This is a genomic window from Rhodopirellula sp. SH410 (assembly GCF_055811895.1).
Genome location: NZ_CM147949.1, coordinates 4,799,817 through 4,812,455 on the forward strand (window position 1 = coordinate 4,799,817; position 12,639 = coordinate 4,812,455).

General features: G+C 58.8%; 9 protein-coding genes. 2 read left to right on the plus strand and 7 right to left on the minus strand.

All coding sequences use genetic code 11. The annotated features are described in order from the left end of the window. Nucleotides 1-215: 215 nt before the first annotated feature. Nucleotides 216-1,481 (plus strand): Na+/H+ antiporter NhaA, encoded by a 1,266-nt coding sequence (gene nhaA / locus SH410x_RS17595; protein ID WP_473677333.1) that lies wholly within the window; start codon nucleotides 216-218, stop codon nucleotides 1,479-1,481. Nucleotides 1,482-1,492: 11 nt separating this feature from the next. Here nhaA and SH410x_RS17600 read toward each other — a convergent pair whose 3' ends face one another. The 7 genes from SH410x_RS17600 to SH410x_RS17630 all read right to left on the minus strand — a co-directional run bounded on the left by SH410x_RS17600 (nucleotide 1,493) and on the right by SH410x_RS17630 (nucleotide 11,664). Then, nucleotides 1,493-2,875, minus strand: a complete 1,383-nt coding sequence (locus tag SH410x_RS17600) for a sigma-54-dependent transcriptional regulator (RefSeq protein ID WP_473669392.1) — start codon at nucleotides 2,873-2,875, stop codon at nucleotides 1,493-1,495. A gap of 98 nt (nucleotides 2,876-2,973) precedes the next feature. Then, nucleotides 2,974-4,191, minus strand: coding sequence for a PAS domain-containing sensor histidine kinase (locus SH410x_RS17605; RefSeq protein ID WP_473669394.1), 1,218 nt, complete (start codon nucleotides 4,189-4,191; stop codon nucleotides 2,974-2,976). A 206-nt stretch (nucleotides 4,192-4,397) separates the two neighbouring features. Next, on the minus strand, nucleotides 4,398-5,645 hold the full coding sequence (locus SH410x_RS17610) for a nucleotide disphospho-sugar-binding domain-containing protein (protein WP_473669396.1): 1,248 nt from the start codon (nucleotides 5,643-5,645) through the stop codon (nucleotides 4,398-4,400). Beyond that, entirely contained in the window at nucleotides 5,642-7,453 is a 1,812-nt protein-coding gene (locus SH410x_RS17615) for a sigma 54-interacting transcriptional regulator (protein ID WP_473669398.1), read from the minus strand. The genes SH410x_RS17610 and SH410x_RS17615 overlap by 4 nt, the downstream gene beginning before the upstream one ends. Beyond that, on the minus strand, nucleotides 7,453-8,499 hold the full coding sequence (locus SH410x_RS17620; protein WP_473669400.1) for a hypothetical protein: 1,047 nt from the start codon (nucleotides 8,497-8,499) through the stop codon (nucleotides 7,453-7,455). Before SH410x_RS17620 ends, SH410x_RS17615 begins: the two co-directional genes overlap by 1 nt. Next, nucleotides 8,496-8,924: a chorismate mutase gene (aroH, locus tag SH410x_RS17625; RefSeq protein WP_473677334.1), complete on the minus strand. Its 429-nt coding sequence runs from the start codon at nucleotides 8,922-8,924 to the stop codon at nucleotides 8,496-8,498. Before aroH ends, SH410x_RS17620 begins: the two co-directional genes overlap by 4 nt. A 319-nt stretch (nucleotides 8,925-9,243) precedes the next feature. Beyond that, nucleotides 9,244-11,664 (minus strand): protein kinase domain-containing protein, encoded by a 2,421-nt coding sequence (locus SH410x_RS17630; protein ID WP_473669402.1) that lies wholly within the window; start codon nucleotides 11,662-11,664, stop codon nucleotides 9,244-9,246. Nucleotides 11,665-11,881: 217 nt separating this feature from the next. On the opposite strand from SH410x_RS17630, the gene SH410x_RS17635 reads away from it, so the two are divergent. Further along, nucleotides 11,882-12,634 (plus strand): hypothetical protein, encoded by a 753-nt coding sequence (locus SH410x_RS17635; protein WP_473669404.1) that lies wholly within the window; start codon nucleotides 11,882-11,884, stop codon nucleotides 12,632-12,634. The last annotated feature ends 5 nt before the right edge of the window (nucleotides 12,635-12,639 follow it).

Genomic DNA, 12,639 nt, shown 5'->3' on the forward strand with positions numbered 1-12,639 from the left:
GTCGTCGAGATCTGGATTGAACGTTATCGGTGAGGGCAGGCATAATCATCACGCCCGCAATGGGGGGCATCCGGTCGGATAAACTATGCGTGTGCCTGAGGAGAACTCTATTGTCTGATGAAAATCCGTTGCTTGATGAGAATCCATTGCCTGAATCAAATCCATTGCCAGACGATACGAACTTCGCGTTTCCGATCCAGCCGATCGACCGGTTGCTGCGACCGCTAGCGAGGTTTTTGCATGTGGAAGCGACCAGCGGGATCGTGCTGGTCATCTGCACGGTGTTCGCATTGGTGGCTGCCAATTCTCCGTTCTCGGAGAGCTATCTGGAACTCTGGCGAACGGATATCACGATCGGATTTGGCGCGTTTCAATTCCATCATTCACTGCATCACGTCATCAATGATGGCTTGATGGCGATTTTCTTCTTCGTGATCGGACTGGAAGTCAAACGCGAGATCGTGCATGGCTCGCTTTCGAATTGGAAACAAGCATCGTTACCGATCGCTGCGGCGATTGGGGGCATGGTTGTTCCGGCGGGTTTGTACCTAGCGATCCAGTACGGGCAACCGGGAATGCGCGGGTGGGGAATCCCGATGGCGACCGACATTGCGTTCGTCGTCGGCTGCTTGGCTCTGCTCGGTCCGAGAGTGCCGCACAGTTTGCGAGTGCTACTCTTGTCGCTGGCAATCGTCGACGACATCGGTGCGATTCTGGTGATTGCGGTTGGATACACCGAATCGCTCGACGTGCAGTTCCTCGTCTTGGCAGCGGTCAGCATTGGGGTTGTGCAATTGTTCTCGCGACTCGGCGTGAGACGTTTTCCGCCGTACATTGCCGTCGGCGCCGTCGCATGGTTTGCGCTGCACGAATCAGGAATCCACGCAACGCTGACGGGGGTGATCTTGGGACTGATGACGCCGGCCAGGTCGGTGTTGGTGCCAGAACGATTTCGTGAATACTTACACGGAAAAACAGCGGAGTTTGGGAACGGTCGCTGGGCCAAGCGAAAGCACCGTGCCGAGGTCGTGAAAGAGCTACAGCAGATAACTCGCGAGACCGTATCGCCGCTCGAGTACCTCGAAATGACACTGCATCCCTGGAGTGCTTACCTCATCATGCCGGTGTTCGCCCTGGCCAATGCGGGCGTCCCGATCGAGTTGTCTCACCTGAGCGATTCGGTGGCGTTTGCGGTCATCCTGGGTTTGGTCGTCGGCAAACCATTGGGAATCGTGCTACTGAGCTGGGTGGCAATTCGTATCGGTTGGGCTCGGCTTCCCGACGGGCTGCCCTGGTCGATGCTGATCGCCGGGAGTTGTTTGGCAGGTATCGGGTTTACGATGGCGTTGTTCATTGAGGGGCTGGCATTTGGTGTCGAAGGGCCTAACACGGCCAAGATCGGCGTCCTCGTCGGTTCGGCAGTCAGCGGGGTGCTGGGCATGGTTCTGCTGTACTGGACATCGTCGAAACGCGTCACCTGATGCGCATCGGCTCAGCGAAAATCGTCCGCGTCAATTCCATGGCGTTTGAGGAGCTTGTTCATTCCCTGGCGGGATAAACCGGCTTGTCGCGCGGCGCTGGCGATGACACCGTTGTGTTTTTTAAGCACCACCGTCAGGTAGGTGCGATCGGCATTGTCGAGTGCGACGTCACGCGAAATTTCAGAGAGAACGGACACGTCGACGCTGCCCGATTCGGGCGATCGCATCTGCGGTGGCAAGTCGGAAACCTCGATTGTTTCACCGCGAGCAAGCGTGATCGCTCGTTCGATAACGTTTCGCAATTCGCGAATGTTTCCAGGCCAGCGGTAGGTGCGGAAGCATTCGATTGCTTCATTGGAGAATTCCTTCACCGTCGCTCCGCTGGGACGATGTCGCCCGAGAAAATAGTGAGCCAGCGTAACCACGTCGTCACCGCGGTCGCGCAGCGGCGCCAGTTCAATCGGGATCACGGCGAGACGATAGAACAGGTCCCTGCGAAAGCGTCCCGCGTCCACCTCGGCTTGTAGGTCTCGGTTGGTCGCGCAGATGAACCGCGTGTCGACCTTCACTGATTTGCTCTCACCGACGGGGGTGAATGTTTGCTCTTGGACAGCCCGCAGCAGTTTGGCCTGCGACGCCGCGGGCAGTTCGCCCAGTTCGTCAAAAAAGGCGGTACCACCATCACAATGACGCAACAATCCCGTTTGGTCCTTGATCGCTCCGGTAAAGGATCCTTTGACATGCCCGAACAACACTGACTCAAACAGCGCGTCGGGAATCGCTGTGCAGTCGATGACCTGAAACGGATGATTGCGGCGAGCACCATGGTTGTGGATCGCAGCGGCAATCACCTCTTTGCCCGTGCCGCTTTCGCCCGTAATCAAAACGTTCGTGTTGCTGGCGGCGACACGCTCGACGATGTCTAGCAACTCCAACATAGCTGGGCAATCGCCGATGATCTCCGGAAATGAGCCCTGCCGGCCCGGTTCCGATATGATTTCGGGCTCCGGTTGCGGCGACCTGCCCGGACGAGCGAGTGCTCGCTGGACGGCCATGTGCAGCTCGTCAAACTTAACGGGCTTGAGCAGGTAGTCTGCGATCCCCAGTCGCACGCTCTCGATGGCGGTCGGGATCGAGGGTACCCCCGTAACGACAATCATCGGGATATGTGAGTACTTCGAGCGACTCTCTTTGAGCAGTTCGAGTGTTAAGTTGCCGGGCATATTCAAGTCGGACAAGATCAGATCGAAGGAGTGCTCGCGAAGCAGGTGAATGGCATCGTCGGCGTTCTCGACGCAGATGCACTCGTATCCCTCTTCACGTAACAAATCCGCCGTCGTATCGCGGTAAAGCGGCTCGTCGTCGGCAATTAAGATCCGCTGTTTCGTTTCCATGTGATCCTATTCAAGGTAGCGTGGAGATCCTGTTGTGGATCACTCCGTCGATCCATCGTTTGGGATTGATTCAAAAAAACCGCTGATCATCGACGCGATCAGCGGCAATCTTCTTCGCGCAATCGTCTTGGCAGCCTGACAATAAATTGGGTGCATCCACCCACTTCGCTCGTCACATCGATGGTCCCGTTCATCGCCTCCACGATTCCTCGCGTGACGGACAACCCCAGCCCCATGCCTTGGCCGACGGTTTCAATTTTGGTGCTAAAGAACGGGTCAAAGATTTTGCCGAGAACTTCTTTGGCAATGCCATGCCCGAAATCGGTCACTGTTAAAACGGTGTGCTTCGCATCCACTTCGGCGCTGACTTCGACCCGATCACCCGCTTCAGAGGCCTGAATGGCGTTGTGAATCAGGTTCAAGAGTACCTGCCTCAGTTCGCCCTCACGCAAGACCACTTCGTCGAAACGAAGCCCTTTGGCGGCGGCGGATGAAACGAATGAAGCGGTCACTTTCACGTTTGCGTTTCGCGACATTGGCAACGCGAGCACGATGACTTCTTCAACGGTCTGCTGGAGCGAAAACGTCGACGCGCGCTGCTGACTGGGGCGGTAGAGTTGGTACATCTGATGCGTGATACCACTAATCCGCTCGATCTCACCATCGATTAAATCAAGTTTGTCATAGTGCTTCACATCAACGGGGATATGTCGCTTCAGCAATACAAACGCATTCCGGATGCCAGCCAACGGATTGTTGATCTCATGAGCCACACCCGCAGCGAGTTCGCCCAGCGCCGCGAGCTTCTCCATCTTCAAACGATGTTGTTCCAATTCGGCGACGCGAGCGGTGCGTTCTTGCACGAGTTGCTCCAAATGCTCATTGTGCAACCGCAACTGATCACGCATGTGTCGTTTCTCCGAAACGTCCCGCACGCTGGCTCGAAAGCCTAGCGATCGCCCGTCGGAATCCGTCATCGGTTGCCAGGAACCCGCCACCCAACATTTCGATCCGTCACGGCGCAGTGACTCAAACTCGATATTGTTTTCCGTGCTACCGACTCTCGCCTCTGCGAGGTAGCGAGCGATCCGTTCCCGGTGCTCCGGTGAGACCAGTGGCAACGGGTAGTCTGCCATCGCCAAGCACTCCGCGGGCGAGTAGCCCGTAAACCGCTGCACAGCGTCGTTCACCCACAAAATTTCACCTTCGCACGACAGCCAACTCTCCCAATCGACGGTGCAGTTAGCGATCGAACGGAAGAACTCGGGTGGGATCGGCTTCCCGCGCTTTGGAATGTCCGGTAGTGATCGTTTCATGCCATAATTCTAGCCACGCGGAGGCCGATATCGCAGGGGGCACTCGGTGCATCGAATACGCCAACCCAAGCGGTCGGCACCGCAACGGCAGCCTGCGTGTTCTCACGCCCGCTGAACGATCTGCCGTGCGATCCACCTGGTTTTGAGCGTTGGTCCGGACGAGCTACATTCTTGAGAATGCACGGTGATGCGGGTGAGTTCCGTGGCTATTTCAAAAGGCCATCGATCATCTCCGCAGCTCGTTCCGCGGCCGGAATGGTGGCCTCGTCGGGGGCTGGGGCGAACTGATCGTGAGTCACCAGCTTGGTGAGCGCCGTGGGGAGGTCGCGGTCGCGGCGGAGATACATGCCCAGGTGAAACCTCTCGACCCTCGCCGCATTATCAAATTGATCGAAGGCCATCGGGCGAATCAGTTGAGGGACTCCCGCATGGATGGCACGGCTGGTGGTCCCGATCCCACCGTGGTGAATGATGGCGCGGCAGTGTGGTAGCCATTGACCGAGCGGCACGTAGCCGACGCTGCGCAGGTTAGGATGCGAAATCCCGCCGGGGTTGGTGGGGCAACACCAGACGACAGGGACGAGCATGGACTGGCACTGCTGAGCGACCTGGAGCACAAAGTGTTCATCGCCGGGGTGTGCCGAACCGGTCGTCACGATCACGGGGCGATCGGTTGGTAGTTCGGCTGCCGAGACCGGTTCGATTCCGTCATCGAGCGGGAATCCAAGGCACTGCAAAGGCGCAGTGTTGGCGGTGGGGCCGGCGTACCGATCGGCGATTTCCGGGGCAAACCAAGCAGGGTACAAGCCCAGCATCTGGTCTGGCGACCGACACCAATCTTGCATCAGCCGCGAAGTTGGGCGTAGCCCCGCACGCCGATGCCGCGCCTCGTTGATCACCGGACTGATCGCACGATCGATTAGGAAACGGTCACCGATCCAGTATGAGAGTCGATTCAGTCGCGGCCAGCCGGGGGGCATCGCGGTCCGAAACCAACCGTGGTCGGGCAATAATCGTGGCGGCGTCTCAGGATGCCGCATCATCGCAGGTGCCAGATGAATGCTCGACAGCGGACAACCTGGCGTTGTTTCACGGTATACCCGCGAGGCAAAATCGAGCGGATGGGCGACCAGCACGGTGCGGCCCGGCTGGACCATTTCATCGAGGAACCGCAGGTGCGGATGAAAAAACTGTTCAGCGACTTCCGTCAGCACACGGCGGGCACCCGAGAAGGGACGCCAAAATTCGCGGTGTGATGCAACCGCGTGAAAGGTTTCACTATCGATCACCACATGGGCGTGCAGTCCAGCATCGCGGACGACATCGGCGTACGGTTCGGCGACGCTAACGAAACACTCGTAACCGCGTGCGGCGAGACGGCGGCCGATGGCCACGATGGGATTGACGTCGCCCCGCGAACCGGGAGCCGACAGGATCGCCCGGCGGCGGCTCACGTGCGCTCGATGTCGTATTCGGTGATCTTGCGATACGCCGTGGCGCGGCTGATGCCGAGCAGTTTGGCGGCTTCGGGGACACCACCGCTGGAGCGGTTGAGTGCTTTTTCGATTAAACGTTTTTCCCAGACGTCGATACGCAGCGTGTCGATGTTTGAGAGCCCGGCATCTCGCAACCCCAGATCATCATCAACAATCTCCGGTTCATCGGCCATGACGACGGCGCTGTCGATCACGTTGCGAAGCTGGCGGACATTGCCCGGCCAAGCATACGACAGCAAGCGTTCACGGGCAGTCGACGAGAGCGTCAGTTGCGGTCGACCGTGCTGCAGGAGGAAATGGACGAGGAAATGGTCGATCAAGACATTGATGTCTTCGCCGCGATCTCGCAGGGGCGGCACCGGCAGCTCGAACACGCTGAGCCGATAGAAGAGGTCCTCGCGAAAACGTCCATCGCGAACGAACTCGGTGAGATCACGGTTGGTCGCAGCGATCACGCGCACGTCCACCCGGACCTGCTTACTGGCACCGACCGGTAGGAAGGGGTGACCTTCCAGAATCCGCAGCAGCTTCGCTTGTCCCTCCATGCTCATCTCACCGATTTCATCGAGGAAGAGCGTCCCCTGGTCGGCCTGCTCGAACAGCCCGACATGGTCGCTATCGGCGCCGGTGAACGATCCCCGCTTGTGACCGAACAGTTGGCTTTCGAGCAGATCACGAGGAATCGCGGCACAGTTTACGGTCAACATCGGGCGGTCGCTGCGGTTACCCGCGCGATGGACGGCGCGGGCGACGAGCTCCTTGCCCGATCCGCTCTCGCCGCGGATCAGCACCGATCCGCTGGCCCGGCCCACGCGTTCGATCCGCTCCTTGAGCTTTCGCATCGGGGTGCTCTCGCCAATCAATTCGTCTTGATCCGCATTGCGATTGGCAATGCGTTGATGTTCGACGCGCAGGTTTTCGTTGGATATCGACTGCGCCAGCCCCATCGCGAGTAATCCCGCCGCACCGAGAGCCAAGTCGATCAATGCGTCACCGTAGGGTGCCGAATTGCGATGGAAAATCAACACGCCGAGGACGCGTTCGTCCGCTGTGATGGGCACCAATAGTCGCTGCGTGACCCCGCCTTTGCTATCGGAAGGATCGGGGATCTCGTTCAGGTAAACTTCGCCGCTCTTCGTCACCCGCCGCAATTGAGCTCGATCAAGTTTCACCGGGGTGCTCTTTTTGGGGAACTGCCGGCGCATCTTCCAACGCCCGTCCCCCCCGTCAATCGCCAGTCCCGTTATATCGGAATCCGTTCGGGCGAGCAGCAGTTCGAGGGTCGTGTCGATCACGTCATCCGGTTTCTGACCGTGCATCAGCGCGAGACTGAGTTGATAAAGATCGAGCAAGTGTTGTGGCTGCTCGATCAAATCCCTCGCTTCACGAACCATTTCCGCATCGCGAGCTTTCCAGCACTCGACGTCTCGAAAGACCGTTTGCGACAAGTCTTCGCCCGACCCCGACTCGTCGTCGTTTGAAATCAGCAACAAAGCGGTCTTGCCAATCACAATTTGTGTTTGGTCAATCAATCGCGCGTCATCGACTCGTTGTCCGTTGACCAGGGTGCCGTTGCGGCTGTTGGTGTCCCGCAAGTGCCACGCGTAATCTTCGTAGTAGACAACTGCGTGGAATCGGCTGCTGTTAGGGTCAGACAGCATGATGTCACACCCATTGGCGCGGCCGATGTGCATCGGACGATCGCGGTCGAGAGGATATTGCGTCCCCTTTTCATGACCATTCTGAATGGCCAGATAGGCAGCCATCAGCGTGTTCCTGTGTGTGTGAGTTCAGCGAGCCGAGCGGACAAGTCTTTCAATGCGATCGGAAACGCGTGGGAGGTGCGGCCGACATCGCACCACCAGCGATCGAGTACGTTCGCAAGGTCGCCACGGTTCCCGCTTGCGGTCGTCCCATGCGGCGTCGGCCATTGGATGGCGATGGGATCGTCGCTGGCCCAACCCAGGTCCATCGCCGTCGCAATCGGAAGACTCTCCGCAGCAATCATCCCAGCGTCAGCGGCACGGTCGAAGATGAGCGGGATGACGCCGAGCGACCACGGTAGTTCGGTGGGTGATTTGCCCTCGCCGAGGTGTTTGGCATCACCTCCGCCGGACGCATGCGTACGCGTGTGCGAGTCGATCGCCATTTGTGTCAATTGGTAAACCAAACGCAACCATTCTGGAACCGTCGGCGAGATATCCGTCAACACGGCTTCGATCCAAACGGATCCTTGGCACGAACTTCGCCCCGCCGCACCTGCCTCGAGAGGCTGAACCGCATGCACACTGACGCGGTTTGGCCACCAGTTTTTGGGTGGGGCGCCGTTCCAAATCTGATTGCCAATCGATCGTAGGAGGCCGGGCCCGCAAGCTTCATAGGCTTGCTTCAGCGGTGCATAACGCAGTCGCAGTTGATCGGCCAACCGTGGCTGGTCGCTGGCCAGCAACCGGCGGCAACTATCGAGTGATCGATGGACCGCTGCGGCGGTTTGCTCGGATTGCAGTTGCGAATGTCCCGATCGCAGCAGGGCAACTTCGCATAGGGCGGGTGTCAGCGGGGCATCGCTGCTCGCCGAGACCAGCTCGTCACTCAACCGTTCCCAAAACAGGTTCTCGTCAACGGTCGCGGAAATCAGGCGATCAGTCATTCGCTGGGCCTCACGCACGAAGGCGTTGCCCGCTTCGGGATCCTTCAGCGAAAACCTGGCTCCGCCTCGCCGCACGGGGGCGGCGGGATGGTTGACCGCAGCGCAGGACTGCACCATTCGGACCAAGCTCAGCGATGTGGAGGCGATCCAGTGAAGTTTCAACAGTCGTCTCGCAAGTGCTCTTGGATCCACACCTCGAGTTCTTCAAAGTCGACCGTTGGCACTTGCGTCAGGTCTGGACGCAGCTTGACAGCGTCACGAATATAGACGTGATTGATTTCCGTCTGCGTCCGATCGGTATTCCAGTGCAATAGAATACGGATGCAGCGGGGCAGCGAGCGTTCCACTGAGACCTCGTAGCTGCACAACAAGGGGACTTCGGCCCACCCCAATTGCCGTGCCGCTAAGGCGGGGAACTCGCTTTGCAAATCCTTCGTGACCGTGAAGATCGCGCTGGCGATATCCGCCGTCTCAATATGATTGAGACGGATCATCAGGGCGAGCAACTGGGTCGTTGCTTTTAGAATCTCATCTCGATCGTCCGACGCGACTGTCGTCGCACCGCGAACCCCCCGGCATACCGTCATCGTCAATGCAAATTGTTCAAGAATTGAAACTGGCCCATGGCTGGGACGTTTCACCAGCGGCGATCAGAATACCGTTTATCTCAATTTGCGACTAGGTGGGTTTTCAGATCATTGCGCTTTGCCGAAGACGGCTTCTCCGCACTGTCGCTCCGTTTTTCGAGTTGTTTTCAGATCGCTCGCCGCTTTCCCCTTCGCAACCCAATGGGGGGTCTGCGCTGCCTTGCCGGCCAAATCGTGCCCAGCCTTGCCCGCCCAGGCGTGCCCAGCCTTGCCTCCAGGCGTGATTTTGGCCGGGCCGGTGAGTGAGGGGCTGGTCCGATTACGCCACGGTCATCGTTTCGCCGGGCTCAGCCGAGGAGTCCTGTCGTTCGGGGTCGCTGGGAGCTTCTGCTCCCGAGTCATCGTCATTGCTGCGGCGAACGACCCACCACAGGGCGAACATGATGATCAAGATGGAGGCGATTGCCGTTAAGCCTTTTCGGAAAAAGTCTTTTCGCAATTCGCCAACCGGTCCTAGCACGTCGGAGAGGCGGTACTGCACCAGGACGAGCAATTCCGTCTTACGTTTCCGACTGGAGACGCTCCGGATTTCTTGGTCTCGGCGTGAGGGGTCGATGGGCTGATTTGCCTCTGCCGACGCGTCGACGTCATTGCGACTCTGGCTCGGAGCTTTGGGCAGCGTGACCGGTTGCATGGCCGCGAGCCATTCTCCTGCGTACGCCTTGCCGCCAGGGGCCTGCGCCATCGGATCGCGATAGCCCACGTCGCCGCCCTCGAGCAATTCGTCGACCAAATCGGAGTCGACTTGGAAACGATTGCTGGACAATGTCTTGCCCTCGCGGCGCTGTTGATCCATCAGAGGATGTTGCAGCACGGTGCCACGCAGGGGGCCCTGCCGAGCTTCGACGAGCACGGCGACCTGGCTGCCGGATCGCTGGCCGATCCATCTTTCGCTGGAGACGGAGTCGGTTTCACGCAGAAGTTCAAAATCGCCCAGATTGATGGTCGCGACAAAAATCGCATCAACCTGTCCCGGTGCTGTTTCGGGGTGCAGCATAATCGGCGTGCTGATCGCGACTTTCCATAGACCCGTCGAAGTACTCTGAAACGCGGACGACAGGTGGGTTGATTGCAGGGGGGGGACGTCGCCGAGCGGTACGGTATTGGGCAGTTCATCCAGCAGACCGTTGAAATAGGTCCGGAAGGCAAAGTTGCGTCCCGCGCTGTCTTTGTCGCGAGTGACCGACCCGCCGAAGGCGCTGGCGAAAATCGTGCCTGACGAATCAACGATAAACAGCGAATCGAGAAGTTGGCGATGGACTGAGTGTTCGGCATCGGAGGTGTAGATCCGCAATCGCTCCTGGAGATAGTCGTTGAGTTTCAGGCGGGTTGGGTTGTCCAGCAGCGCGTCGCGTTCCTTGGTTTTGTCCATCGCGGCCAGCGGAGTTGCGGATTCGCCAATCGCCGCCAACGCGGATTTCACTTCAGGGTTCGCCAGCGTTTCGTTCAGCAACGTGTTGAACTTGTGGCGTGACGCTTCATTTTCTGACAGGTGAAAGTAGTGCTCAATTTCGGTTTCGAGCGTTTGCGCGGCGAAACGGGCCGCCAGCTGGTTGCTGCCGAAGGCCTCGCGGCGGAGCGCCGTCGTCGCTGTCTGAGTCGCGTCGGTGATGCCATCGTACACGTACGCGCATGTCGCGATGAGTAGCAGTAGAGGGCCGGCGATTCCCAGCACCATGAGCGGTCGTTGTTGCCGCTTGGCATCGCGTCGTTTCAGGTCATCGAGAACCTGCTGCATATTGCTGTACCGCAGCTGTGGATCGACGTGCAAGCACTTTTCCAAGATTCTTTTTAGCGGGCGGTCGACGTCGCGACGCGAAAGCGAGTCCACTGCGGGCGGGGACGCGGCAATGGCCTCTCGATAGCGTGCCAATCGCCCGGGTAACGATCCCGCGGTATCGAGTTGCGACAACAACGACTGATCGCGGTGAGGTGCGTTGCCCGAGAGCATCCGATAGAGGAGTGCGCCCACGGCATACACGTCCCAGGCGCTATTGGGGGTCGAATTCAAGTCGGCTTGTTCGGGTGCCATGTAGAACAGGGTGCCCATCGCCGGGGTTTGGTCGTGCGACATCCGGCTCTGGCCAAAATCCGCCAGCCGGGGTTCGTTGTCGTCGGCGATTAGAATATTGGCGGGTTTCACGTCACAGTGCAGCACACCCTTGCCATGGCAATGGTTCAAGCCGACGCAGATTTTGTGAAACAGTATGACCGCTTCGCCCAGCGGCAAGCGACCGCGCCGCAGCAGGAGGTCTTCGAGCGAGCCGCCTTCGACTAATTCCATCACATAGTACGGTGGGTCGGCGTCCCAGCCCACCTCGAGGACTTGGACGACGTACCGATCACCGGAGAGTTGGACGAGGTTTTTTACCTCGCGTGAGAGCAGTGACCAGTTCACCCCACCGCGATGCAGGTAGAACTTGACCGCGACACCGCGTCCGGTATTCAAATTGCGACCGACCCAAACCTGCCCGAACGCACCCGACCCGAGGAACCGTTCGACCCGCACACCGGGGACTTCGGCCGGTGGCATGGTGGGCATCATCGACCGCCGCCGCGCCGCGGCTTGATCATGCACCCCCTGAGCTTCCGTGTGTTCGGGCTGCTGATCCTCGATGTCGCGATCGCGTTGGTTGGTATCGCGTTCGTCGGGAGGCATCGGTAGGGAGGGATCGGACACCCTGGTTTCCACTTGGGTTGGTGGGTTTCGTGACGGGAAGGGAGTACTCGGATGCGTTCTCATCATCGGATGCAAGCCCGGTCGCACGCAACCCGGCAACGAACTGGCACGGGTGGGTGAAAGCATCGACCCGGCAGGTTAGAATGCCGCCTCCCCTATTATTGCAGGGAGTACGCATTCACAGTCCCTAGTCTTATCTTTTCGCCAGCGAGTCGCGATGTCGATTCAAGTCACCTGTCCGCATTGTTACAAACGATTTCAGGTCAGCGACAAATTCGCAGGCAAATCGGGGCCATGCCCAGCATGCAAAAAATCAATCAAGGTCCCTGAACTGACCGAACAAGTCGTCGTTCATGCACCGGAAGACGATTCGCCGAAAGACTCCAAGGGACGCAGCGTCCTCAAACCGATCACCGCTGAAGATCCCGTGCTGACCCATCGCATGTTGTTCATTGCGACCGGATGTGTCGTCGGGCTGTTCGCGATCGCGCTGGGATTTCGATTCTCTCAATGGAGCCCGCTGTGGGCACAAATTCTCGGCGTGATCTTGCTGGCACCGCCACTGACGCGGATCGGATACACGTTCGTGCACGACCGGGAGTTAGCGCCCTATACCGGTATTGAGCTGCGAAACCGGGTGCTGATTTGTTCGGGTTTGTTCATTGCGACGTGGATCGTCTACGCGTTTGTCCCCGCCTACGTGTTCGAACTGCAGGCTCCCCGGGAAATGTCGTGGACGGTTGCGGCAATCACGTTCGGGGTGATGTTGGTCCTGGGAGCGTTCGCATCGGTCGGCTGTTTTGAACTTGAATTTCCCAACGGGCTCGCCCATGCCGGTTTCTACTACTCGATTGTGATCATTTTAGCACTGGTTGCTGGCGTGACGCTGGCCGGCGTCGAACCAACAGGTCGTCGTCGCGCCCTGCCGGACGCCGCCGTCGAAACTCCGGTGGAACGTCCCGCCCGGTGAAGCTG

What these genes read in the sequence shown, in the direction of transcription:
- SH410x_RS17600 (WP_473669392.1), bottom strand. Translation starts at nt 2,875, where the DNA reads ATGGAAACGAAACAGCGGATCTTAATTGCCGACGACGAGCCGCTTTAC.
- SH410x_RS17605 (WP_473669394.1), bottom strand. Translation starts at nt 4,191, where the DNA reads ATGAAACGATCACTACCGGACATTCCAAAGCGCGGGAAGCCGATCCCA.
- SH410x_RS17615 (WP_473669398.1), bottom strand. Translation starts at nt 7,453, where the DNA reads ATGGCTGCCTATCTGGCCATTCAGAATGGTCATGAAAAGGGGACGCAA.
- aroH (WP_473677334.1), bottom strand. Translation starts at nt 8,924, where the DNA reads ATGACGGTATGCCGGGGGGTTCGCGGTGCGACGACAGTCGCGTCGGAC.
- SH410x_RS17635 (WP_473669404.1), top strand. Translation starts at nt 11,882, where the DNA reads ATGTCGATTCAAGTCACCTGTCCGCATTGTTACAAACGATTTCAGGTC.